Source organism: Streptomyces sp. NPDC048643, assembly GCF_040650615.1.
In the GTDB taxonomy this organism is placed as follows: Bacteria; Actinomycetota; Actinomycetes; order Streptomycetales; family Streptomycetaceae; genus Streptomyces.
Genome location: NZ_JBEZHO010000039.1, coordinates 60,998 through 84,910 on the forward strand (window position 1 = coordinate 60,998; position 23,913 = coordinate 84,910).

General features: G+C 67.2%; 15 protein-coding genes and 8 pseudogenes. 12 read left to right on the top strand and 11 right to left on the bottom strand.

The window, feature by feature from the left end; all coding sequences use genetic code 11:
• Window positions 1-196 precede the first annotated feature (196 nt).
• From AB0C62_RS30395 to AB0C62_RS30410, 4 genes and pseudogenes are all read left to right on the top strand, one after another.
• Window positions 197-3,067, top strand: a complete 2,871-nt coding sequence (locus AB0C62_RS30395; RefSeq protein ID WP_362978561.1) for an AAA family ATPase — start codon at window positions 197-199, stop codon at window positions 3,065-3,067.
• Window positions 3,068-3,157: 90 nt separating this feature from the next.
• Window positions 3,158-3,280 (top strand): hypothetical protein, encoded by a 123-nt coding sequence (locus AB0C62_RS30400; RefSeq protein WP_362978563.1) that lies wholly within the window; start codon window positions 3,158-3,160, stop codon window positions 3,278-3,280.
• A 33-nt stretch (window positions 3,281-3,313) separates the two neighbouring features.
• Window positions 3,314-7,252 carry a carboxypeptidase regulatory-like domain-containing protein gene (locus AB0C62_RS30405; RefSeq protein WP_362978565.1) on the top strand — a complete coding sequence of 1,313 codons (3,939 nt, stop codon included), beginning with the start codon at window positions 3,314-3,316 and terminating at the stop codon, window positions 7,250-7,252.
• Between the two features lie 367 nt (window positions 7,253-7,619).
• A pseudogene (locus AB0C62_RS30410) lies at window positions 7,620-7,918 on the top strand (transposase); the annotation flags it as partial.
• Window positions 7,919-7,922: 4 nt separating this feature from the next.
• Here AB0C62_RS30410 and AB0C62_RS30415 read toward each other — a convergent pair.
• On the bottom strand, window positions 7,923-8,123 hold the full coding sequence (locus AB0C62_RS30415; protein WP_362978567.1) for a hypothetical protein: 201 nt from the start codon (window positions 8,121-8,123) through the stop codon (window positions 7,923-7,925).
• Between the two features lie 802 nt (window positions 8,124-8,925).
• On the opposite strand from AB0C62_RS30415, the gene AB0C62_RS30420 reads away from it, so the two are divergent.
• Together AB0C62_RS30420 and AB0C62_RS30425 are read left to right on the top strand one after the other, a co-directional pair.
• Entirely contained in the window at window positions 8,926-10,116 is a 1,191-nt protein-coding gene (locus tag AB0C62_RS30420; RefSeq protein WP_362978569.1) for an epoxide hydrolase family protein, read from the top strand.
• Between the two features lie 293 nt (window positions 10,117-10,409).
• Complete coding sequence (locus tag AB0C62_RS30425) at window positions 10,410-10,589, top strand: hypothetical protein (RefSeq protein WP_362978571.1); 180 nt, start codon at window positions 10,410-10,412, stop codon at window positions 10,587-10,589.
• 18 nt (window positions 10,590-10,607) lie between these two features.
• On the opposite strand, the pseudogene AB0C62_RS30430 reads toward AB0C62_RS30425, so the two are convergent.
• A pseudogene (locus tag AB0C62_RS30430) lies at window positions 10,608-10,685 on the bottom strand (DUF6207 family protein); the annotation flags it as partial.
• A 187-nt stretch (window positions 10,686-10,872) separates the two neighbouring features.
• Between AB0C62_RS30430 and AB0C62_RS30435 the strand changes: the two are divergent.
• Together AB0C62_RS30435 and AB0C62_RS30440 are read left to right on the top strand one after the other, a co-directional pair.
• Entirely contained in the window at window positions 10,873-11,478 is a 606-nt protein-coding gene (locus tag AB0C62_RS30435; protein WP_362978573.1) for a sigma-70 family RNA polymerase sigma factor, read from the top strand.
• Between the two features lie 2 nt (window positions 11,479-11,480).
• Window positions 11,481-12,446, top strand: a complete 966-nt coding sequence (locus AB0C62_RS30440; RefSeq protein ID WP_362978575.1) for a CU044_5270 family protein — start codon at window positions 11,481-11,483, stop codon at window positions 12,444-12,446.
• A 217-nt stretch (window positions 12,447-12,663) separates the two neighbouring features.
• Here AB0C62_RS30440 and AB0C62_RS30445 read toward each other — a convergent pair.
• Window positions 12,664-12,942 (bottom strand): annotated as a pseudogene (locus tag AB0C62_RS30445) (transcriptional regulator); the annotation flags it as partial.
• Between the two features lie 266 nt (window positions 12,943-13,208).
• Here AB0C62_RS30445 and AB0C62_RS30450 point away from each other — a divergent pair.
• A pseudogene (locus AB0C62_RS30450) lies at window positions 13,209-14,060 on the top strand (transposase family protein); the annotation flags it as partial.
• A gap of 493 nt (window positions 14,061-14,553) precedes the next feature.
• On the opposite strand, the pseudogene AB0C62_RS30455 reads toward AB0C62_RS30450, so the two are convergent.
• Window positions 14,554-14,694, bottom strand: a pseudogene (locus AB0C62_RS30455) (transposase); the annotation flags it as partial.
• Between the two features lie 139 nt (window positions 14,695-14,833).
• Between AB0C62_RS30455 and AB0C62_RS30460 the strand changes: the two are divergent.
• Complete coding sequence (locus tag AB0C62_RS30460) at window positions 14,834-15,184, top strand: hypothetical protein (RefSeq protein WP_362978577.1); 351 nt, start codon at window positions 14,834-14,836, stop codon at window positions 15,182-15,184.
• 218 nt (window positions 15,185-15,402) lie between these two features.
• Here AB0C62_RS30460 and AB0C62_RS30465 read toward each other — a convergent pair whose 3' ends face one another.
• Both AB0C62_RS30465 and AB0C62_RS30470 read right to left on the bottom strand, forming a co-directional pair.
• Entirely contained in the window at window positions 15,403-15,876 is a 474-nt protein-coding gene (locus tag AB0C62_RS30465) for a DUF4240 domain-containing protein (protein ID WP_362978579.1), read from the bottom strand.
• A 445-nt stretch (window positions 15,877-16,321) separates the two neighbouring features.
• Window positions 16,322-16,717: an Imm7 family immunity protein gene (locus AB0C62_RS30470; protein WP_362978581.1), complete on the bottom strand. Its 396-nt coding sequence runs from the start codon at window positions 16,715-16,717 to the stop codon at window positions 16,322-16,324.
• An 848-nt stretch (window positions 16,718-17,565) separates the two neighbouring features.
• On the opposite strand from AB0C62_RS30470, the gene AB0C62_RS30475 reads away from it, so the two are divergent.
• Window positions 17,566-17,985 (top strand): hypothetical protein, encoded by a 420-nt coding sequence (locus AB0C62_RS30475; protein WP_362978583.1) that lies wholly within the window; start codon window positions 17,566-17,568, stop codon window positions 17,983-17,985.
• Between the two features lie 63 nt (window positions 17,986-18,048).
• Here the strand turns inward: AB0C62_RS30475 and AB0C62_RS30480 are convergent.
• The 3 genes and pseudogenes from AB0C62_RS30480 to AB0C62_RS30490 all read right to left on the bottom strand — a co-directional run.
• Window positions 18,049-18,346 (bottom strand): annotated as a pseudogene (locus AB0C62_RS30480) (transposase); the annotation flags it as partial.
• A gap of 35 nt (window positions 18,347-18,381) precedes the next feature.
• Window positions 18,382-19,488 carry a lipase gene (locus AB0C62_RS30485; RefSeq protein ID WP_362978585.1) on the bottom strand — a complete coding sequence of 369 codons (1,107 nt, stop codon included), beginning with the start codon at window positions 19,486-19,488 and terminating at the stop codon, window positions 18,382-18,384.
• Window positions 19,489-19,689: 201 nt separating this feature from the next.
• Window positions 19,690-19,949: pseudogene (locus tag AB0C62_RS30490) on the bottom strand (hypothetical protein); the annotation flags it as partial.
• Window positions 19,950-20,826: 877 nt separating this feature from the next.
• On the opposite strand from AB0C62_RS30490, the gene argG reads away from it, so the two are divergent.
• Window positions 20,827-22,275, top strand: a complete 1,449-nt coding sequence (gene argG / locus AB0C62_RS30495) for an argininosuccinate synthase (RefSeq protein WP_362978587.1) — start codon at window positions 20,827-20,829, stop codon at window positions 22,273-22,275.
• A gap of 571 nt (window positions 22,276-22,846) precedes the next feature.
• Here argG and AB0C62_RS30500 read toward each other — a convergent pair.
• A complete protein-coding gene (locus AB0C62_RS30500; protein ID WP_362978589.1) occupies window positions 22,847-23,488 on the bottom strand; it encodes a hypothetical protein in 642 nt (213 codons plus the stop codon).
• Window positions 23,489-23,680: 192 nt separating this feature from the next.
• Window positions 23,681-23,913, bottom strand: a pseudogene (locus AB0C62_RS30505) (hypothetical protein); the annotation flags it as partial.

Here is a 23,913-nt window from a genome sequence, read left to right on the forward strand (position 1 = left end):
TACTCCACCCCGGCGATCATCTACTTGACGTGCGAAGTTTCCGACTTTCTGTGGGCACGGCACGGAGTGCCCACGGGGTCGTCGTGGTCAGGGCCCTCCGGCTCCTGAAGTACCTGAAACGTTGTTCGAGTGACGCGTCTAGGCGCCCCGGTCCGGCAGGACTCGGTGGGCAAAAGAGGATTCCGGGAAGGACGGGGTGACCCGGAAGGGCGGTCTTGTGCAGCGCGGTACCGGTGTGGCCGGCCCCCGCATGGTCGGACGGGACGCCGAACTGCGGCGCGTGACGGACGCGTTGAGCCAACCGCCCGCGCTCGTATTGATTGAGGGCGAAGCGGGGATCGGCAAGAGCCGCCTGGTCGGCGAAGCCCTGTCGGCGCCCGCTCCCCGGGGGCCGCGCTCGCTGGTGGCGATCTGCCCGCCGTTTCGTGAGGCAATGACCCTGGGGCCGGTTGTCGACGCCGTCCGGCAGGCCGTGCGCGGCGGGGCCGCGGTGGCCCGGTTCGGGCTCTCCGCGCTGGCCGGCACGCTGCGCCCGCTCTTCCCCGACTGGGCGGACCATCTGCCGCTCGCTCCGGAGCCGTTGATGGATGCGGGCGCCACCCGCCACCGCCTGATCCGCGCCTTCGCGGAGCTCTTGGACCGCCTAGACATCGAGGTGCTGGTCGTTGAGGACGTGCACTGGGCGGACGAGGCGACGCTGGAGTTGCTGCTGTTCCTTGCCTCGCGACAGCCCCTGGCGCTGAGCATGGTGGTGACCTACCGTCCGGAGGAGGTGGCCGCCGACTCTCTGCTGCTGCGCCTGTCCTCCCGGTCCGCGTCGGGTACGGGAGGCAGTCATGCGCGTGTCAGCCTGGGCGGTCTGGCGGTGGCGGACACCGCGGGTTTCGTGTCGTCGATGCTGGACGACGAGCATGTCTCCACCGCGTTCGCCGGGTTCCTGCACGAACGGACGGGAGGAGTACCGCTCGTACTGGAGGAGTGCGTCCGGCTGTTGCGGGACCGGTCCGACCTCGTTCGGCGGGACGGTGAATGGGTGCGGCGGACTCTCGACGAGATCGCCGTGCCGCCGACGATCCGGGACGCCGTCACTGAACGGGTGTCCCGCCTGGGCGCGGATGCCCAGCGGGTACTGTTGGCCGCTGCCGTCCTGGGTGATCCGTCGGACGAGCGAACGCTTGGCGCGGTTAGCGGACTGAGCGCGTCCGAGGGCTCTGCGATCGATCCTGTGGTCGAAGCCGCGGTCTCCGACGGGATACGGAGCGGTCTGCTCGTCGAGAGCGGTTCGGGCCTCGGTCGGATTGCCTTCCGGCACGCTCTCGCCGCCCGCGCGGTGGCCGATCGGGCGGCGCCGTCCGAAAGGCGTGCCGCTCACCGGCGTGCCGCGGCATGGCTGGAGACCGTACGGCCCCGGCCGATCGACAGGCTTGCCCATCACTTCTGGGAGAGCGGTGAGACAGCCCGGTGGTGCGAGTACACCGAGCAGGCAGCGGACGTGGCCCTCGTCTCCGGCGACCACCTCACGGCCGTCACCCTCCTGCATGAACTGATCACGGAACCGAGGCTGTCTGCGGAGGCGGTCGCTCCGCTGGTACGGAAGATGCCTTTCCTGGCGTTCACCGAGTACGGCCGGCGTGCGGACGTCATCGTCGCTCTGCGGGCCGTCCTGGAGACGGACCGGCTCAGTGCGCGGGACCGCGCAGATGTGCGCGGCCAGCTCGGTCGTGTCCTGTTCAGTCTGGGTGACAACGCCGCTGCCGCAGCCGAGTTGGAGCTGGCCATACCGGATCTCGGCGAGGGGACGTTCGCCGACGCCTGGGCGATGACCGTACTGGGATTCCCGTGGGCCGGGACGTGGCCGGCTTCCACCCACCTGCGCTGGCTGGAGCGGGCCCGGCAATTCGCCGGGGGTTCCGAACTCACTCCGCGCGAACGGATGATCCTGCTCCTCAACCGCGTGACTGCGCTGCTCGAACTGGGGGAGGAGTCGGGTTGGACCCTCGCCGAGGAGCTGGGCGAGGACGAGTCGACGCCCCAACTCGCGGTCGAGTGGGCGCGCGCCGAGCTGAACGTCGGTGACGCGGCGATGCGATGGGGGCGGTATGCGGAGGCACGCGCCCGCCTGAACAGTTCCGTCGACATCGCGGGTCGGCACGGGTACCAGGTGATCCGGAACATGGCCTTGGTGACCCTGCTCCGTCTTGACTACCTCACCGGCGCGTGGGAAGGACTGGCCGAGCGTGCCGACGAGTACGCGGACATCGCCAATGTGCCGGTGTGCCGGTTGGAAGGACTGCTGGTGGGGGCCCAGCTGAGGGCGGCGACGGCAGGCGGCGACCAGCAGTTCGATGAACTGCTGCAATCGCTTCGGGAGGAGGGTGAGCGTCGCGGCATCATCGCCCTGTGGCTGGAGTCCTCCGCGACGCACGCACGCCTGCGGCTCACGGCGGGTGACACGGAGGAGGCGCTCGCCCTGACCGAGGAGCCGATGCGGCTGCTCGTGGACAAGGCCATCTGGATCTGGGCGACTGAGATCGCGCCCGTGCGGGTGGCAGCACTGACGGCAGCCGACCGGCACGCGGAGGCGGAGCGCCTGGTCGCCGACTTCGAGGAGGGCCTGCGCAGCCGCAGCGCCCCCGCGGCGCAGTCGGCGCTGGAGGAGTGCCGGGCATTGAGTGCCGAGGGGCGGGGGGAGTTCGAAGAGGCGGCCCGCGCATGGGATCTCGCGGCACTGGCGTGGGCAGGGTTGCCAAGACCTCATGCGCAGGCCCGGGCCCGGGAGGGCGTCGAGCGCTGTACACGGGCCGCGCGAGGGGTCGGCGGGCGGCGCGGATACGGGAGCCGGTTGTCGCCACGGGAGTCGGAGGTCGTGCGACTGGTGCTGCGAGGAATGACCAACCGGCAGATCGCAGTTGAGCTGTCGAGGTCACCGAGCACCGTCGGCGCGCAGCTGAAGTCGGCCATGCGCAAGCACGGAGTGGCATCTCGGACGGCACTCGCGGTGGCTGTCACGCAGGCGGAATCGACCGAGACATGCGGTTCTGTCCCTGGCGGGTCGACCATTCTTTAACCCATCTGCCCAATCGCAAGCCCCTGTTCACGCGACCCATACTCGGCGGGCGAACTGCGTCCATCGGTGGCGCAGCGACGGAGGGTGTCCATGAGCATTGCAGACGAAGAGAGTTCGAGCGGGGACGAGCAGCCCGCCGAACACGACCAGTCCGAGGACACGGGCGGCGAGGGCACCGACCCCGAAGAGCCCTCTGCCTACGAACCCCTCTGACTTCTCCCACCCCGAACGAAGGATTGCCAGTCCATGATGAGACGCGAGCGCTTGCGCGCTCCGGTTTCGTTCCTCATAGCCGCCGCCTGCCTCGCCGCATTCACAGGGGTCCAGACCCCCGCAGTCGCCGGCACGCCGACGACCGCGACGCAGCAGAGCGACACGAAGAGCCCAGTGACAGCGCCCGGCAAGGGCGCCACCCTGTCCTCCCAACTGGCCTCCGCGCGGGCGAACAAGGGCCGGCCGGCCGCCAAACCGGCCGGGAAAGCCGACCGCGTGAGCGCGACGTGCGAAACCCCCAAGTCGAAGTCCGAGGCACGCTGCTTCGCCCTGCGGGTCAACGGCGTAGAGGGCGGTAAAGGCGTCCGGGCCGCCGCCACACCACGCGGCAAGTCGCCGGCCGACCTGCTCGACGCCTACAACCTGCCGAAGGACGGGGGCGCCGGCGCGACGATCGCCATCGTCGACGCCTACGACAACCCGAACGCCGCCGCGGACCTTGCCGTGTACCGCGAGCAGTTCGGTCTGCCTCCGCTGAGATCCGGTCAGTTCAGGAAGGTCAACCAGCGCGGTAACCAGGGCGACTACCCGCAGGCCGATGAAGGCTGGGCGGCCGAGATATCGCTCGACCTGGACATGGTGTCGGCCATCGCCCCCAACGCGGACATCATCCTGGTCGAGGCCGACAGCGCCACCATGAACAACCTCGGCGCGGGAGTGAACACAGCGGTCGCGCTGGGCGCGAGCTATGTGTCGAACAGCTACGGGTCCCCCTACTCGGCCGCGCCCGAGAGCGGCGAGTGGCCCACCGACGTTCAGAACGCACGACAGTACTTCGACCATCCCGGTGTCGCGGTCGTCGCCAGCAGCGGCGACTCGAACTACGGAGTCAGCTTCCCCGCGGCCGCACCCCACGTCACCGCCGTCGGTGGCACGTCATTGGTCAGCGATCCGGACACGGCGCGCGGCTGGAGCGAGTCGGTGTGGAACAGCCGCGGCGGCGGTCCTGGCTCGGGCTGTTCGCAGGTCCAGCCGAAACCCTCGTTCCAGAAGGACACCGGCTGTGCCCATCGCACCGTCGCCGATGTGTCGGCTGTCGCCGACCCCGTCACCGGCGTCGCGGTCTACGACACATACGGCTCTACCTACGGCACCGGCTGGGGACAGTACGGCGGTACCAGCGCCTCGGCGCCGATCATCGCCGCGACCTACGCGCTCGGCGGCGCGATGCTCGGGGGCACGTACCCCAACAGCTATCCCTACGCCCATACCGACAGCCTCAACGACGTGACCACGGGTTCCAACGGCACGTGCGAGCCCTCGTACCTGTGCACGGCGAAACCCGGCTACGACGGCCCCACCGGACTCGGTACACCGAACGGGACCGCCGCGTTCTCCAGCGGACCGGCCGGAACGCTGAGCGGCACCATCACCGAGACGTCGACCGGTAAGCCCGTCTCCGGTGCCAAGGTCGGCGTCACGGGCACCTCGTCCATGACCACCACCACGAATCCTGACGGCACGTATCGGATACGCCTGGCCGCCGGCAGGTACGACGTCGAGGTGAGCGCCTTCGCCCACGCGGACAAGACCACGCGCGACGTCACGGTCAGCGCTGACACGACCACGACGGCCGACGTCGCGTTGGCCGCTGTACCTCTGGTAACGGTCAGCGGAACGGTCGCCGACGCATCGGGCCACGGCTGGCCACTGCCCGCAGGAATCGTCGTCGACAACGGCATACCAGGTGGTCCGGTCCACAGCGACCCGGTGACCGGCAAGTACTCCGTCCGGCTGCCGGTGAACGGCCGTTACACGCTGCACGTCACCTCCAGCTTCCCTGGATACCAGGAGCGCGACGTCACCCTCACGACGAAGAGCACGAGCACGGTCCGTGACGTCGGCCTTACCGCGTCACCGGTGCCGACGCTCGGCTCGGCGCCCGGCTACACCCAGAAATCCGACAGCAGGAACGAGCCGTTCGACGCAGCCACGATGCCGGCCGGCTGGACGGTCGACACTACCGTGGGGGACCCCTGGGTGGTTGACAACACGTCAGGCAACGTGACCCCTGGCAGCGGTGGTTTCGCGTACGCCATGGGCAACACGGGTGGAAAACCACTCGACTCGTCGCTGGTCTCCCCGGAGTTCACGGTGCCTGCCTCCAGGACGCCGTTCGTGTCCTTCGACACGAACTACTACTTCGGCCTGTCGAGCCTCGACTACAGCACCGACGGCGGCAAGACCTGGACGACTGAGTGGTCGGACGACTTGGCAGCCTCCGGATCTGTGACCGTCAGCCTGCCGGCAAGCGAGAAGACGGTCTCCGCGCGGGTCAGGTTCCGGCGTCAGATCGACACACCGAACGCCGGTGCCGGCGGAGGATGGTACATAGACAACGTCCGACTCGGTGGCGCATGGGTGACTCCTCAGCCCGGTGGTCTCGTCGTCGGGCGCATCACCGACGGCAACACGTCGAAGCCGGTCGACGGCGCGGCCGTCGCCCTCACGGACGGGCCGGCACAGGACGTGACCAGCGCGCCGATGCCCGGAATCCCCGGCCGGACCGGCGGCTTCTACTGGTTCTTCTCCTCGCTGACCGGCCAACGGACGGTGACCGCCGCGAAGTACCCGTACCACTCGGCCACCAAGAAGGTGAAGCTCGCCGCCGACAGGACCACCGAGGTCGACCTGACACTCCACGCGGGTCGGCTCGAGACCAGCGGGCCCATCAGCGCATCCGTGCCGTGGCCCCGCGGGGCCACCCGCAACCTCACGTTGACCAACACCGGCGACGTGCCCCTCAAGGTCAAGATCAACGAGTCCGCGTCGGCGGCCTCGGGTCCGGCATGGTCGTCGACCGCTGACATGCCTGCTCCGGGCGCGTTCATGGTCGGCGGCAGCTCTCACGGCACGGTGTACGCGGGACTCGGTTCGGGCGTCGACTCGTTTGTGCCGCTGGCCTCATTCCACGCCTACGATCCGGTCGCGAACACCTGGCAGCAGAAGGCCGACGCACCGTACGCGGTGTCGGCCGCGTCCGGCGCCTTCATCGACGGCAAGCTCTACGTCAGCGGCGGCTACTGGGTCGCGGCGGACTACTCGGCGATCGGCATCGAGACCAAAACACAGGTCTACGACCCTTCCACCGATACCTGGGCCACCACGACCAACAACCCGCACGCTTTGGCAGGCGCCGGCACCGCAGTCCTCGACGGCAAGCTGTACACCGTCGGTGGGATGTCCACCGACGACAGCTATCACTCCACCGTCAGCACCTACGACCCCAAGAAGAAGACCTGGCGAACCGTCCATCCCTACCCCAAGGCCGTCAACGGCGCATCGTGCGGTGCCATCGCCGGCAAGCTCTACTGCGCGGGCGGCCTCACCAGCCGCGACGGCGGCGCACTGGGCCGGGCGGTGAAGGATGCCTATGCCTACGACCCGGTCCATGACACATGGAAGCGGATCGCCGACCTTCCGATCGACATGCATCAGTCCGCGTACGGCGTGGCCGATGGCCGGCTACTCCTCTCCGGCGGTCTCACCGCCAACTCCTCCCAGTTGACGAACCAGGCCTACGCCTACGATCCGGCGATGAACTGGTGGACTCCGCTGCCCAGTGCGGGTGAGGCGCGCAACGCCTCGATCGGCGTCATCGGGTCGCACGGCTTCTACACGATCGGCGGCACGAACGACGACGCACCCGCGTTGAAGGCCGGCTCCGTCCTGTCCGGTTACAACCAGGCCGAACCAATCAATGTGCCCTGGGCTGCCGAAAGCAGGACGACACTGACCATTCAGCCAGGCCGTCACAGCACCGTTCGAGTGCGATTGAGCGCCCATGACGGAAGACCAGTCCAACCCAGGACGCTGACCGCGACTCTCGGGCTCGGTACCGACGGGTTCCAGGTCAACGACACCGTGCCGGTCTCCCTGACGGTGCGGGCGCCCTCAACCGACCGTCGCTGACGACAACCCCACTGGCGGTGGGCCCATGCGTGACGCGCCTGGGCCCACCGCCTTCACCACGCCAACTGCCGCCGGCGCTGTCCGCGGAGAGAGGGGTGGCCGGCTTGCCTTCGACGGCCAGTGCCTCATCACCGCTCCGGACAAAGCCAGCCGCGCGAAGAAGACCACCGCGGCCGCCCGAACCTGCTCGGCCAAGGGCTCTTACTGATCGTTTCAGAATGAGTTGAGCCGCAGGTCTTGTGTTCGTCGATCTTGGTCGGCAGGGTGTCCGGGGTGCGAGCTGATCTTGTTCCTGACGACCTGTGGGAGCGGGTGGCTCCGCTGCTGCCGCCTGCTCCCGAGCGGCGCCATCGCTACCCCGAGCGCCGGACTGCGGGGACGTCCCGCCGCAGGCCCCGGCGCCTGTATGCCGACCGGGGCTACGACTTCGACAAGTACCGCCGCCTGCTGCACAAGCGCGGCATCAAGCCCCTGATCGCTCGACGTGGCGTCGCCCACGGTTCCGCACTGGGCAAGGTGCGCTGGGTGGTCGAGCGCGCCTTCGCCTGGCTGCACCAGTTCAAGCGGCTCCGCACCCGCTACCAGCGACGCGCCGATCTCCATCAGGGCCTGCTCGAACTGGCCTGCAGCCTCATATGTCTCCGCCGCCTCCGAGCCTCAGCCTGAGCGATCAGCTGGCTACGCTGAACCAACCCGGCTGCACCTGGGTCAGAAGCGGTTGCAGCGACCGCACTGCGGACTGCAGGTCCTCATCCGTGACGTCAAGAGGCTCTGGCAGGCTCAGCCCGTAGCAGCGCAGCCGCCAGAGATCGAAGACTTCCCTCCCATCGGCTGCGAAGTCCACATCGACCTCAATGTCGTTGGCGCTCACGAAGCGGCACCCTGCCCCATGAACCGTGTAGGAGTAGGTGCCGATGTGTCCACTCCGGCTGATGATCCGGCGCGAACGGACCAGGCCAAGGACATCTGCGAGTCGCTCAAGCGAGGGCATCGCTGATCTCATGGCCTCGTCAACCGCGTTCAGAGCCTGGACGTAACCAAGCACGAGCTCCCGTGCAGCCCCAGCCCGTTCCATACGGCGTCACCCCCCCAGAGCCTATGACTGAAGGGATTGTTCCATGGGCCGCCAGCGTCTCCGCGGGACGGCATTGTGAAACGATCAGTTACACCTACGCCCCTTCGGTCTTCTCCCAGTCCCTCGCAGTGATGCGTAGTCTCCCCAACCGATGAGCGGGTGAGCGACTCGCCCTGAGTGTCCTGCCCTCCTTACTTCACCAGTGGAACGGCCAGCCGCTATGACGGCACTGCGGAGGACGTTGCCGCCGGAGACGGGACCTGACGTTGCCTGCCCTCAACGATTTGCTCCACCAGACGGTACTGCTGAAAGCAATTGGTGGAGCACACTCTGTGACCAGGCGACGCCTCGGTTGTCGGAAAACACAAACCCGGGCCCTTCAACCACGTGATATCCCCTGGCACGAGCGTTCCGTTCCGGCCCGATCCTGGAGTGGTCATGACGCAGAAATAGCACTCACACCGAGCACCACGCTCTGCAGTGGCCCGGCCTGTGGCGTATCCCAATTCCTGCGGGTTTCCGGACCGTCGCATTTGCCTCGGGGTTGACGTATGCCGGTTCGGCAGCGCGTAGTCGCCCACTACAGCGGGAGACGAACATGTCTGGCACGGAAATCCGCCCGTTCACTTTCGATGTCCCCGAAGCCGACCTTGAGGATCTACGGCGGCGTATCGAGGCAACGCGGTGGCCCGAGAAGGAGACCGTGGGGGACAAGTCCCAGGGTGTACCACTCGCCACGATGCAAGAGCTCGCACGCTACTGGGCCGAGGAGTACGACTGGCGCAGGTGTGAGGCGCAGCTGAAGGGACTGCCGAATTTCATCACTGAGATCGACGGGCTGGACATCCAGTTCATACATGTCCGCTCGAAGCACGAGAACGCACTGCCTCTGATCGTGACGCACGGCTGGCCCGGTTCGCCCGTCGAACAGCTGAAGATCATCGAACCTCTCACCAACCCCACCGAGTACGGAGGGGACGCCTCCGACGCGTTCGACGTGGTGATTCCGGCGATGCCCGGCTACGGGTTCTCGGGCAAGCCGACCACGAACGGCTGGGGTCCTCCGCGCATCGCAAGTGCCTGGGCCGAGCTCATGAAGCGCCTCGGCTATACGAAGTACGTGGCACAGGGCGGCGACTGGGGTGCCGTCGTCACGGACTTCATAGGTGCGCAGGCCCCTGAAGGGCTGGTCGGCATCCACACCAACATGGCCGGTGTGGTCCCGGACGCCATCGACGCAGCGCTCGCGACTCACAACCCCGTGCCGACGGACGACCTCACGAACGAGGAACGGGAAACCGTCGAGCAACTGAAGTTCTCCTGGAACAACGTCGCCTACGCGATCATGATGGGCTCGCGCCCACAGACTCTGTACGGACTCGCAGATTCGCCCGTCGCACTGGCAGCTTTCATGCTCGACCACGACCCCAGGAGCCTGGCCCTCATCGCCCGGGCCTTCGCGGGAGAAGACGAGGGCCTGACGCGGGACGACGTCCTGGACAACGTCACGCTGTTCTGGCTGACGAACTCGGGAATCTCCGCAGGGCGGCTCTACTGGGAGGACCTGACGGCTGGGATCTCCTTCTTCGGCGTCAAGGGCGTCTCTGTGCCGGTCGCGGTGAGTGTCTTCCCCGACGAGCTCTACACGCCTCCGCAGAGTTGGGCCGAGGCGGCGTACCCCAACCTCATCCACTACAACAAGCTCCCCAAGGGCGGCCACTTCGCGGCATGGGAGCAACCGAAGTTCTTCGTCGACGAGGTTCGCACGGGCTTCCGGTCGCTGCGCTGACAAGCCGTGACAGCCGGTACTCAGGTTGCCCCGTAGCCTGCCACCACTCGTACGGTGATGTGCGACTGATCGTTCACGCGTCGGTGTGATCCCAGCCCGGCAGCACGCCTTGGCTCTCCCGCGCTGGCCCGGGCCGCGGCGCCGACCGACCGGTCCTTTACGTGCACCACGTTGGCAGCCGGCCGCATCCCGCCGCTGGAGCAGCTCGACCGGTGGCCGTTACCGAAGGAGGTCATCGATCCCAAGAACGATGGCGTCGAGGTGTTCGCTCTGCCGCCGCGGTTGACCGGGCGTTGGCCGGCGCCAGCTCCGCCGACCTGGGGGAGTCGGCCGACCGCTGCACCACGAGACTCAGAGCCGCCGACGGCGACGACACGACCGACGATGGCCTCCCGGCGGTCCTGAAGGAAGTTGCCCGGCTCGCGGTGTCGGTGGCGAGCACGGGTGGCGGCCTCTACAGCTGGAACTGGTGAACCCCGCGGCTCAGGCGTCTACGCGTCGGGCGACTGGCGCAGACCGGCGAAGAAGCGCAACCGGACGCCGGGCTCACCCGGATCTCGAGTCGTTCGATCCGCGAACGGCCGGACGAGCCTCGGAGGCTGGGCACCTCCGTGCGGAAGGTGCTGAAGCGGGTGATTCCCTGAGCGCCTGCGTGTTCACCGGGGGTGCGACGGCTTTCGCGAAAGCGTGAACCTTTTGGATCTCGGCGGGGAACAACAGGTGACAGGCACTCACCGAGGAGTCAGGGGAAGCACTGTGAGCGGACCACCGCCGTCCACGGCACGGACGATGGACGACGCGGAGATCGTCGCGCAGTCGTTGGAGGAGTCGGAGCTGTTCGCCCTGCTCTACGACCGCTACGCCCCCGATATCCACCGCTACGCGGCCCGTCGCCTGGGCGACGCGGCCGCTGACGACATCACCGCCGACACCTTTTTGGTCGCCTTCCGGATCCGGTCCCGCTACGACCACAGGCGCGCCAACGCGCGCCCCTGGCTGTACGGCATCGCCGGGAACCTCATCGGCAAGCAGCGCCGCGCCGAGGTGCGCGCGCTCAGGGCGCTCGCCCGCACCGGTCACGACCCGCTCGCCGCGTCCGGGGGGCCGTTCTGGCTGGAGGACACCGACAGCCGGATCGCGGCGCAGGGCCCGCTGGCCGGCGCTCTCGCGGGACTGTCGGCGCCGGACCGGCACGTCCTGCTGCTCGTCGCCTGGGCCGAACTGACCTATCAGGAGGTCGCGGAGTCGTTGGGCATACCGGTCGGCACGGTTCGTTCGCGGCTCAACCGGGCGCGACGCAAGGTACGTACGGCGCTGGGTGCCGACCCCGCGTTCGTGATCGACACTGCGGAGGTGGCCTAGCCATGGACGAGATGACCGAAGTGCGTGAGCTGCGCGCCCACATGCCGGTACCCGACCGAGGGCGGCTCGCACCGGGGCGGGCGCGGCTCACCGAAGCCGTGCGAGCCAGGGAGTCGCGTCGCGCGTTGTGGCGAGGGCGGGAGTTCGCGATCGTCGCGGTCGTGGCCGCGGTGACCGCCGTCGCCGTCGCCGCCACCCTGCTGGTGGGCGGGAAGGACACGGGACGCGCGGTGCAGCCCGCGGACACGCCGGACGTGCGCTTCAAGGGAGTAAGCGCGGCCGAGTTCCTGCGGCAGGCCGCCGACGCGGTCCAGACACAGCCGGACGGCACCGTTCCGACGGCGAAGCAATGGATCTACTCCAAGTCGGTGCAGGAGCCTGCGAACAAGTCCAACAAGCTCGTGGGCGATGTGGAGAACTGGATCCGCTACGACGGCTCCGCCAGCGCCTTCCGGTTGAGGCACCAGCCGCTCGAGGTCACCAAGATGCACCTGGAGAACGGCGGCGAGGGCGATGACCGCTCGCCACGTGAGATGTACCGGGTCCTCACCGCCTTGCCGGCCGACGGCAAGCAGACGCTGAAGGCGCTGCGCGAGCAGGATGCCATCGCCGACTCCAAGGAGGTCTCACAGGCACTCAACGACTACGGCGAGATCAGAGTCCTGCTGTCGGCCGACGTGATGCCGGCCAAGGGCCTGGCGTCTCTCTACCGTGCCCTCGCACTCCTACCGGGCGGAAAGATCACCGGCCACCTGGTCGACACCGCCGCCGGACGCCGGGTGATCGCCCTGAACTACTTCCGTGGGGAGAACTCCGCGACCGGTGAATCGATCCACGACCGGTGGCTGATCGACCCGAGGACCTACCGGATCGTCGGCACTCAGATTATCTCGGCACGCGGCAAGGTCCTCGGCGGTGACTCGATTGTCACGACGGCTGTGGTGGACAAGGCGGGCAACCACATCTGACCGACCGCGATCCTGTGCGGCCCGCGCCATTGGGGCGGGCCGCCCGTCTTCCGAGACCGCCGGGCGCTCCGCGAGCCCGGCGAGGGGCATGGCGGTCGCTCCACAACACTGCTTACTCACGCCAGAGGCGCATTCGCGATCACGCGAATGGGCCTCTGGCACGGGTTGGGTAATGCCTCACTCAGGCGGCGAACCCAACGTTGGTCACGTACTCGTATTAGCCCCACTGGGAACCGCGGCCGATGACCTGTCCCACCCGCGCGTCGTCCAGCTCCTGATCGGCACCGGCCGCCCAGGCGGCGACGATGCTGCCCCAGCGGCGGACATTCATGTGGCGCAGGCCCGCTTCGCGCTGGCGAGGGCGGTCGACCTGGGACTGGTTGAGCGGGTGGATCTCCACCCGCGTCCCGCGGCCCTCGCGGTTGAGGCGGGCGAGCAGGTAGCGGGCGACGTTCTCCCGTCGCACCGTGCGGTAGGCCTGCTCGATCCTGGCCAGCGCCGCCGGATGCTCTGATCCGCCAGACTCAAAACCACGGCCTACGCGTTGATCCACTCTGCCATCGACCCAGTACCCGCGCCCGCTCCACATACGTGTGGGTCGACGGCAGTCGGGATGGGAGTTGGGTAGGCTGATATGGCGGGCAATGTTTTTGCCCTCCGCACCCGCCTCTACAGCGCCTGTGTCATCTAGTAACTGGCGTTGTCCGGGCGCTTGAAGCGCAGTCTTCGACAGTCATACCGCGTACGGGCTTTACGAGTTGGTGCGTGATAGCGGAGTTGGCCAGACCGTGGGTGGTCGGGCTTGAGGGGCGTCGGTTCCAGGCGAGGGGGCGGGGCGAGGAAGCGTGCACCGGGTGCCGGGGCCCGGCATCAGCTGGTCTTCGTGGACCGGCTGGTAGCTACGCTCATCCACCTGCGGCACGACCTGCCGCACGCGGTCCTGGGTGTGCTGTTCGGCGTCGATCGCTCGACCGTCACCCGTGCTGTCGGCGAGGTGCGCCGACAGCACGCGGACCGGGGCTCTGCTGTTCCCGATCGTCCTGGTCTGCGGCTTCGCACGCTGGAGGATGTGTTCGCCTACGCCCAGGCCGAGGGAGTCGAGCTGCGGCTGGACGCCACCGAGGTCCAGGTCCGTCGGCCGGCGGCAGGCCGCGGCGGACGCCGTGCCTTCGTCTCGGGCAAGAAGAAGCAGAACACGATGAAAGCCACCGTCATCGCCGACCACCGCGGCCGCACGCTGTGGGCCGATGGCCTGCGGCCGGGGAGAATGCACGACGTGACCGCGGCCCGAGCGGCGGGTATCACCGGCTGCTTCCGCCACTTCGGGCTGGTCGAAATTCTGCTCGACGACGGCTACCTGGGCCTGAGCCGCGACCATCCCGGCCAGACTGTCACCCACCCAGAAAGCCACGGTCCGGAGCGCTGGCGGGCAGAGTCGAGCAGTGGGAACACGACCGGCACGAGCATTCCTCCGACCGGATCACCGTCGAGCATGCCCTGGCCGACCATAAACGCTGGAAACAACGCATGCACTGGACGCACCGCCGCGACCGGCTGCCCGACACCTACCGGGCCATCGCCGGCCTCGTCGCCGACCGCACAGCCACCGCCTGAATACACACCACGACCGCCCAGACATGACTCATCCGCTATCACGCACCGACTCGTTAGATCAACAGCGTCAGCGGCTTGGCCTGGCCTGAGCGGTCACTTCCCGAAGAGGCGGTCCACGAGACCGGAACCGGCGAGAAGCCAGATGAGCCCGACACATACAGGAAGTCCCACCAGATACGCCAGAAAGACGCGGCCCACGGACCTGTCATGGGCAGCCATACGCTGCTCCCTGTCGGGATGAATTGTTCGAGCAACGCTCGTGCCGTCAGTGCTCGCACGGGCCCACCGGCGTCTATCCACCGAGCTTCGAGTGTTCGCGCGTGCCCTCTGGCGTCCGTTCATGGTGCCCCCAGTTGCTCAACAGGATTCCGCGCCCTCGATCACCGCTTGTTCTCCCTAAGCTGGTTAAGGCACGGCTGTACAGCAGGGGAGTACAGCAACCACCGTGACCGTAGTCAACTGGTATCGGTCCCAGACGCCCAAGTGACCGCTATGCCGACTTCACGCTCACTCGCAGTCGCCGTGCAACTTCCGACGGTTTGATCATCTGCTCGAACAGTTCGGCGGCCTGTATCCGTACCGTCTCCCGACCCCAGCGTCCCGTCGGCGTCAGCCCCCCGTCCGTATACCTCACACACCACGGATACAGCGGCTCACACCCACCCGACGGGGGACTTCGCAAAGACTCACCCCGACGAGCTGAAGTCAGTAACGGGCAGATCCGCAGACTTCCCGACTCGCCTGAAGCTTGCGGGATTATGATCACTCGCCCGATGACGGCTCCCGCCCAAAGCCGTTCCGCCGACTTCACGCAGGGGCCGGCCAACTGCTTCGACCCGCAGAAGGACACCATGACGGACCCTTTGTTGATCACGCTTGTCGATGCCTTGGCGAACCTCCTGATCTCGATCGATATGACTGATGAGGATGACGTTGACCCGGACGTCTGCGTGCCGTGGTTTGAAAGCGTAGGTGACAAGCTCAACCAGCTCTCTGTCGACGACCGGGCGAGACTTGCTCAGGTGATCCGCGAGGTCGCCGACCGGGAGCCCGACGTCCAGAGGCAGGCGGCACTTCTGGAGACGCCGGACATGCTCGGCATCGAGGATCCGGATGACGAATGAGTAGTTCGTGCCTCTCCCGTACCCGTTCGATCGAGATGCAGCGGGGGACTCACGGTTACTGGCGGACAGCAGGCAAGTGAACGGCCCCTGACCGAACTTGCTGTTCGGGGGCCGTTCACGTGGGGTGGGTGTGGGATTTGAACCCACAGTGACATCGCTGCCATGATGGTTTTCTAGGTCATTCACGGCTTGGCGCAGCCCTTATAACTCCGCCGACCTCAGGCTTGCAGGTGTGGCCAGCCGTCCCGATTCGAGAAGGTCTCGAAGCAGTAGCGAGTAGACCGATCCCACTCCTTGCCGGTGGCCAGCTCGTAGGCCTGATCAGGCACATAGAGGAGCGACTCGCCGTCACACGTAGAGGCGGTGTATGGGGCGAACTGGTCGACATCGAAGAACACGGACTCCCAGACGGATCGGCCGGCGGCAACCACGGCGCAGCGCGAGTACAGGAAGCTGTCTGCGGACTGCGGAAAGGACTTACCGTCTCGCAGGGTCAGGTCGGCGACCGGCAGGGTGCCAAACGTCTCTTGGTCTAGGCGGTACAAAGCCTCGGCCAGGCGCTCGGCGAAGCCTTGGATGTCGAGAACTGGGCGATTGCTCAGCTCTGCAATGAGGCGGCCGCAACTGGCTTCATCAGTCTTGCCGTTCAGGGTGTCTATGAATGCCCAGAAGTCGGCCCAGGTCATCATCATGGCCAGAGCGTACGACCTGGCGATCCTGAGCTGTCTTTGGGCCGTCCGAGGACGCACGAGGACGAACAACGCTGACAATCGTTGGCCACTCGATCGCAGGTCACAGTGTTGATCGTCTAGGTGGCCCCGGGCAGCAGACCGCCGGATCACTTCCTTGGCTACTGATCGGATCCCTACGACCGGCGCTTGGCGGCGAAGTGGTCGCGTCGGTTGGTTGTCCGTGACTGTGACGGGGCCAGTGTGGATCCGTCACCGGGCATCCGACTATTGCAGAATAGGCTGGTCCAGGTTCGCTGGTAGCTGCCGTAGCTGGGGTGAGTGCCGCAGTTGTGCTCTGATGCGTGCAAACGGACCGACTGTCGAGACCGGGTACGAGGCAGCGAGTGGCGGCCACAGGACGCTCGCGAGCCCACTCTGGCTCCGAGTGTGATGCACCCACGACGCCTCAACCCGCAATGGCGTCCTCCACCGTCGGGATGTACGGGGACAGCAATGCCTCCGTGTGCTGCGTGACCATGCCCCGGACGAGCCGCAGCACGCGCACCTCGTTCTGGTGACCTGATTCTTCGTCATCGTGAAGGTGAAGGAGCCCGTAGGAACCTGGTGCGGCCACGGCAACATGCTCGAATAGTTCGACGATGTCGGGCGACGAGCGGTGGTTGGACGAACCTCCGAGGTGGATGAACGGCTCGCCGTTCATCCACCTGAGATCGAGCAAGTACGGGCTGTCGATCTCAGCGATGCGAAGTCGAAGTTCATCGACAATCTGCCGCAGCCGAGGCTCAGCGTCGTCATCAGCTGCGGCCTCCCTGACCGTGATCCACCCGTGGTACTCGAACATCCAACGATCGTAGTGGGGCGACCTGCTTCGCCGTTCGGATCACAGCATGACGCGTCTTGAGCGAAGTCACGCTGTGACGAACATTGTTGACCAGTGTCTGTCACGTGTCGCCCCCGCGGTTCGTCCATCCGTCAGTCGCTCCAGTCGCTGGGCGACCACGCGGTGGAACGCCCCCTGCATCTTGACGTTGGTCGGCGCGGGCGGATCGTGGCGGTCCGTCCATGTTCCACCCCGAAAGGGGCACGTGTGGCGGTACCCACGTGCTACGTCGTACGTCCCGACGTCGACGACTTCTGTCGTCGCCAACGTCGACGGCAGCCTCGACAGCACCAGCGACGAAGAACTCGCCGAGCTCTGGCCTGGCCGGCACGACGTCGACCGGCGGAACCGGCCCTGCGCCTTCTGCGGCGCCACACTCCTGCCGCAGTGAAACCGCCCGCTCATGACGGGCGTGTGGCAGGGTCGCTCCACCCTGAACGGGCACTGACAACACCCATCTCGTTTTACGGCCTGTCAGAGGCGGCGGGCAGACTGTGCTGCATGACCTCGGTGACCGCACGTGACTATGCGCAGTACCGGCACGCCGAGGGGAGCGTCGAGCAGCATCCGAGCGAGGGTCCCGACACGTTGAACAGCGAGGAGTCCAGACTCTGGACGGAGTGGGACGACGGAACCAACGGTCACTGCATCGAACTCGCCGACTTCCTTGCCCTTTCCGACCTGCGGATGGCACCCAGCGCCGAGAACCGTCTGACGCGCATCGACACCTCAGGGGTCCAACTCGCTGAGCACGGCGTGCCATGCCTCCGTGCAATGACGGTCCGTTTGAACAGATTGAGGTTCCGAAGGTGGACGTCGAACGACCGCATGCCGCGATCGAGCTCCCTGAAGGGTCCTGGTGGGACTGGGATGTCCTCGCCTGGGACAGTGGTCAGTTCCGGCTCGCAGCCGGTTACGACCTCAGCTATCACCACGGGATGGAACTGGCCTTCACCTCCCCGCTCTTCGTCAGCTGCCCGGCGACCTTTCACGATCCCGTCTTCCGCGCGCCCACGCTTGAGGAGTTGCTCAGGGTCCAGCGGCAGCTTGGTGGAACGCCGCCGGTGCTTGTTGCCTTCGAAGCGGACGCTGGCGGGTCGGAGCCAGTCTCATGCCTTGTCGCCGCAGAGCGGCTCGACATCGTGCAGGAGACCGTCTTGAGGTACTGGCGAGCAGATGCGGCTCCCGACCAGCGATTCGCTCCGTGGGTTCAGTCCTCAGGTCACTGACGATGCCGGGTTGAGAGCGACCGAACGTCTGGGACCACGTGTCGGCTGGAAAGGGCCAGCCTGCGTCGGACTCGGTCCTGCCAGAGGCCCCCCTTTGTGGCTCGGATGCTGACGGAGTCGATGGCGCACCGCGACTGATCACTCCAACTGCCGCGGGCACCGCATTCGTCGAGAACAACACGGTGGAGCCGGACCCAGACGCGGGCTCGGCTCCGTCGAGCGAGGCGCCAGCAAACCGTCCGCCGGCTCGGACCGAACACCGGTGGGAGCAGCCGCCAGGTGCAACCCGAGGTGGCCACGAGGTGATCGCTGCCAGGGCCTCGAGGCCACCCGTCCGACGCCTGCCCCCACTCTGCGGACGCTTCTCCGCGGTCTGAGGACGTCCGGTGCCGGTTGCTATCCGGCGATGTACTCCACCTCGGGGTAGCGCGGCGAAGCCCCCCACAGCAGATGCCCGGTGCCCGGGCGGCCGCGCAACTGGAGATCGAAGAAGGCCCGCACGGTCGCCCGTACGGCAGCCACCGCCCGGTCGGCGGCGATCGAGCCGATCTGCAGCGTCTTGCGCACCGACTCGGGGACCTGCGGGGCGATGGCCACGATGTCGGTGAAGCAGTTGTGGTCGGCGTCCGCGAGCCGCAGACAGCGGTGCCAGTCGCTCAGGTGCGACCAGAACGGTGGCCAGGTCCCGTCTTCGTTCAGCCCGTCGTGGACCGCTGTGTCCATCAGCAGGAACGGCCGGTCGAGACCGTGCCTAACCACCGGCCCGTACAGCGCGCCATCCAGATCGATGCCGGCCCGCACCCGCTCGTCCAGATACATCACCGCCGCCGACGCGGCGCCGCCCCGGGAGTGCCCGAAAGCGCCGACCCGCGTGAGGTCCAGCGTCCCGCGCAGCCCGCGCGGGAGCGGACGCCCCTCGGCGTCGGGGTTGCCGCCCCGATTCAGCACGGTCAGCTGGTCGAGGACGAACCGCAGATCGGCGGCGCGCACCGCGACCGCTGCCGTGCGGGCCTCGTGGCTCGCGTCGTCGGGTCGGTTGACGACCACGCGGCCGTCCGGGAACTCCACCTCGCCCGAGTCGTAGGGATGGTCGACCGCGACCACGACATAGCCCCAGGACGCCAGTTCCTCGATGACCAGCGTGTTGAACGTGCGGTCCGAGGTATATCCCGGCGAGTGGAGCAGCACCGGCCGGCGGCCGGGCCGGACCGGCGCGCGGTCCGCGCTGTGGGTCTCCGGGAGTGCGTAGCCGTCCACCGCGCCCCCGAAGCGGGCCTTCAGGGCCTGCTCGGCACCAGAGGGCAGCCAGGGCAGCATCGCGCGGTCACGCACGTCGGCGGCCGGGTACGTCACGGTCACCATCACCTCGCGCGGCTGCCCCGACCAGGGGTCGGTCCGCGACGGGTCGACCAGGTGCAGCTCTACGGCGCCCACCGGCGCGGGACCGGTCGGCCCGGCCAGCCGGATGGGGATGAGACCGGCCGCCACTGCGGGCGTGGACACCGACAGGGGAACGGTGGCTGCGGCGGCTACTGCGAGGCCACCGGCTATGAGGGAACGGCGATTCGGGTGTACGGGAGGCACTGCGCTCCTTCCGTGGCCGGACCCGAGGTGTACGGCGAAAACGGTAAAGGAAACACCATCGTCCGGCCTGTTCATCGTCAAGTTCCTTAAAGACTAGATCGCTTGGCGCCGGAAACCAGATCATTTATGGGTTCTCACCGTTCGCTTACCAGCGAACGCCGTCTTCGCCGCCGTCTCCACCAATCCGATGCCCTTCGCCTGACTCCCTGTGCCCTTCGACAGCGCCGCCACCAGAAGTCGGTGCCGTCCACCGCTACCCGGCCGATGCTGTTCACGTCCCACAGCCCCGTCGTACTGCGCGCAAGCCAACCGTTCTTCGGCGCCCAGGAGTTGCCCTTGACGGCGGCCGGTACCCCCCACTGTTGGTCCGGCTCAAGCTGTGCCGGTCGGCGATACCGAAGGAATCCCGCTCCTGCGCGTCGTCAGGTGGCATCAAGCGGGGACCGTCGACGACGTCTCTCACGCAGCAGCGAAACCGCTGCGATGGGGGACCGGGAGGGACTCTTGCGCCGAGCGAAGGGACATCCATCGGCGTTCCAGGACAGCGGCGCGCCGTTCTCACGTGGAGAGCAGCAGCAACAGCTACCGTCACTGACAGCTTCCACAGCACAAGACATCGCGAGAGAGAGCTGCTGCGGGCAGTTACCGACGCTGGCGGCCGCCGGTCCTGTTCGGCTTCAACTTTCCCATCTCCTGCCTGAGTTCACGTAGGGCCCTCACCGCGGTCGTCGCCTTCTTCGCGGCAGTTGCTCCTCATAGCCTGCGCAGTTGCTGCCCTGGCCGCTGTGGCCCTGGCTTGGGATGGAGCGCAGACTGTTCGCCCCCACTGCGTTGTCGCCATCTCCAGGCTCGCCGACACCAATGGGCGCGCGAGTCCCGACGTGGACGGCCGAGTGTGGACGGATAGAGGAACTTACCGATCGCGCATACCGGCAGGCCGTGGACTCAGGCCGCTGCGAGGCGCCCCGTACTCGCTGGGAGCAGTGGCTCGGCTGAGTCTGCCTTGGAGGCGCCCCGGGGCGTTGGCCTACTGAGCATGGTACTCAGGACAATACGGATAAACGTGCTCAGCTGGATCGCTATCGCAGCGCTCGCACGTGGCTGACCACTTCCTACGGTTCCGACTGCATGCGCTCGGCGTTACGTGGGACCAATGTGCCGCTCTTCAGCCCGATGCAACACCTCGCGAGCATCGGTACCGTCCGGAGAACCAACCAACGGTTTGCATGATCATGCATGAAGCAGCATACTCTTCCTATGTCCAAGGTTCTCACCTCACTGCCCACTGGCGAGCGCGTCGGCATCGCCTTCTCAGGCGGCCTCGATACGTCGGTTGCCGTCGCCTGGATGCGCGACAAGGGTGCCGTCCCGTGCACCTATACCGCCGACATCGGCCAGTACGACGAGCCGGACATCGCTTCGGTGCCCGGGCGGGCAAAGATGTACGGCGCCGAGATCGCACGCCTGGTCGACTGCCGCGCGGCCTTGGTCGAGGAGGGTCTTGCGGCACTCGCCTGCGGCGCCTTCCACATCCGCTCGGGCGGGCGCGCATATTTCAACACCACGCCGCTCGGCCGCGCCGTCACCGGCACCCTGCTGGTTCGGGCGATGCTCGAGGACGACGTACAGATCTGGGGCGACGGCTCGACGTTCAAGGGCAACGACATCGAGCGGTTCTACCGCTACGGCCTGCTCGCCAACCCTCACCTGCGCATCTACAAGCCCTGGCTGGACGCGGACTTCGTCTCCGAGCTCGGCGGCCGCAAGGAGATGTCGGAGTGGCTGCGAGCCCACGGGCTGCCCTACCGCGACAGCACCGAGAAGGCGTACTCGACGGACGCCAACATCTGGGGCGCCACGCACGAGGCCAAGACCCTGGAGCACCTGGACACAGGCGTCGAGACCGTGGAACCGATCATGGGTACACGGTTCTGGGACCCTCAAGTGGAGATCCCTGTCGAGGACGTGACGATCGGCTTCGACCAGGGCCGCCCGGTGACGATCAACGGCAAGGAGTTCGCCTCTCCCGTCGACCTGGTGATCGAGGCGAACGCGATCGGCGGCCGTCACGGCCTGGGGATGTCGGACCAGATCGAGAACCGGATCATCGAAGCCAAGAGCCGTGGCATTTACGAAGCGCCTGGCATGGCCCTGCTGCACACGGCATACGAGCGCCTCGTCAACGCGATCCACAACGAGGACACCCTCGCCCACTACCACAGCGAGGGACGGCGTCTTGGCCGGCTGATGTACGAGGGCCGTTGGCTTGACCCGCAGGCTCTGATGGTGCGGGAGTCGCTGCAGCGCTGGGTCGGCTCGGCGGTCACCGGTGAGGTCACCCTGCGACTGCGGCGCGGTGAGGACTACTCGATCCTGGACACGACCGGCCCGGCTTTCAGCTACCACCCGGACAAGCTGTCGATGGAGCGCACTGAGGACTCGGCGTTCGGCCCGGTGGACCGGATCGGCCAGCTCACCATGCGTAATCTCGACATCGCCGACTCGCGTGCCCGGCTTGAGCAGTACGCGGGCATCGGTATGGTCGGTGCCGACCGAGCCGCGCTCGTCGGTGCCGCTCAGGCGGCCTCAACCGGGTTGATCGGCGCCATGTCGCAGGGCGGCTCCCAGGCCATCGCCTCGCGCGGTGAGGTCTCCGGCGATGAGGAGATGCTCGACCGTGCCGCCATGGAATCGGGTACCGACTGAGCGGATCGACTCGCCGTCCGGCGCAAGGCTCTGACGATTCACCGTCAGGGCCTTCCCGGACGGGCCCTAGTCTCGATTGGCGTAGGCGGTCCACCGTCTGGCGTTGCTGATGCTTGTGCCGGTCAGATCCGCTAGAGCGTGTCCGGCGGGCGGAGTGACTTGCCGCGGGGTGGACCGTCGTGCCGCCTACCTCGGGCTCCGCCTACGCGGAGAACTCCGACTGACCACTGCCGACGTCGCAGCCCCCAACTCCGCAGCGGGGGAGGACGGCGATTCGATTGGCACCGAGTCGCTGGAGTGTGTGCGTTCTCTCGGATTGCTGCGTGGATGAGTACCGGCGGCGCATGCAGCACCTCGAGGTGGCCTGGGCGGCGTTGGATAGGGGGAGCGAGCACGATATCTGGGCTGCCAGTGGGCCGACACCCCGCCCAACGGCCTGCCGGTGGCTCAACGTCTCGCACAGCATCCCACCTCTCGCCGACCACGCCGCCCTGTGCCACGACCCAAAGCGCCTCTATGTGATCTTCAGATCACGCGGCGTTCCGCGCCGGGGCCGGTGCCCTCGGGCACGTCACAGCGCGAATGCAGGGACACCGGCAGTACGGGTCACACCGCACACCCTCTGTGGCCGCGAGAGCGCCGCGGGTGGTAGCGGGAGGGCCGGCCCGATCAACGGCATGACGGTCGCCAGCATCTCTGCCTCGCTCGCGGTCCCGTCCACGACCAGATCGGCCGCCGCCCGGGAGGGCGCGACGTGGGCTGCGTGGCGGTCCCTGCCTGTCTGCAGATAGTTGCGCAGCGACAGACGAGGATCCTGCCGCTGCACCTCGATCTTCCGGAGGATCTTGCGGGCCAGGCGTATGTCGTCGGGGGTGTCGACATACACCCGCCACGCGGCCCGCCGGACCACGGACGGCAGTGACAGCGCAAACAGGCCCTCGACCACCACGAGTAGCACGCCGGCCCGCAGCAGCGCCGCGTCAATGGCGTGTGTCACCGCTGTCTCGTCGATCGAGCCCGGGTGGTTCCAGTCCAGGATGGGGTGTTCGTCGGCACTGACCGTCCACACGCCTCTGTGGGGGTCGTGCGCGGGCACGTAGTAGTCGTCCAGATGGATCAGCGCGATGCTCTCGGGGCACTGCAGTGAAAGAGCTTCGGCAAGGGTGGACTTGCCGGATGCGGTGCCGCCTGCGACCGCCAGTACACCCGTCATACCGGGCGCTCCTCATGTGCTCAAAGGGGATAGACGAAGCGACCGGACGAGCCGGGTGCAGGGAATGTACGGCGACGAGATCGCCCATGGCAAGCGGGGACACACAGCCCGGTTCAGCGGAGGTCAGGGCCGCGACCTTTGGTCGACCTGGGCACTGGTCTCGACGATGCCGCGGACCCCTAGCGTGGCGTCTTAGCGTGTTTGCTGCCTGTGACGGCGGTACGCGAGGGCCGCCAGCGTTGCCAGGCAGCCGATCAACACGGCCATGCGCACGAACAGGAGTGGATTGACCCAGCCGGCAACGAGTTCCTTCTGCTCGCCGTCATCCCATTGACTTGCTCCTCGGGCTGAAGCCCGAGGATTCTGGCCTTCTCGACTTGTTGCTGTGCCGCTACGCGGCACGGGCTTGGGTCGGGAGTCCGTGG

What these genes read in the sequence shown, in the direction of transcription:
- AB0C62_RS30400 (WP_362978563.1), top strand. Translation starts at nt 3,158, where the DNA reads ATGAGCATTGCAGACGAAGAGAGTTCGAGCGGGGACGAGCAGCCCGCC.
- AB0C62_RS30405 (WP_362978565.1), top strand. Translation starts at nt 3,314, where the DNA reads ATGATGAGACGCGAGCGCTTGCGCGCTCCGGTTTCGTTCCTCATAGCC.
- AB0C62_RS30420 (WP_362978569.1), top strand. Translation starts at nt 8,926, where the DNA reads ATGTCTGGCACGGAAATCCGCCCGTTCACTTTCGATGTCCCCGAAGCC.
- AB0C62_RS30440 (WP_362978575.1), top strand. Translation starts at nt 11,481, where the DNA reads ATGGACGAGATGACCGAAGTGCGTGAGCTGCGCGCCCACATGCCGGTA.
- AB0C62_RS30460 (WP_362978577.1), top strand. Translation starts at nt 14,834, where the DNA reads ATGACGGCTCCCGCCCAAAGCCGTTCCGCCGACTTCACGCAGGGGCCG.
- AB0C62_RS30465 (WP_362978579.1), bottom strand. Translation starts at nt 15,876, where the DNA reads ATGATGATGACCTGGGCCGACTTCTGGGCATTCATAGACACCCTGAAC.
- AB0C62_RS30470 (WP_362978581.1), bottom strand. Translation starts at nt 16,717, where the DNA reads ATGTTCGAGTACCACGGGTGGATCACGGTCAGGGAGGCCGCAGCTGAT.
- argG (WP_362978587.1), top strand. Translation starts at nt 20,827, where the DNA reads ATGTCCAAGGTTCTCACCTCACTGCCCACTGGCGAGCGCGTCGGCATC.
- AB0C62_RS30500 (WP_362978589.1), bottom strand. Translation starts at nt 23,488, where the DNA reads ATGACGGGTGTACTGGCGGTCGCAGGCGGCACCGCATCCGGCAAGTCC.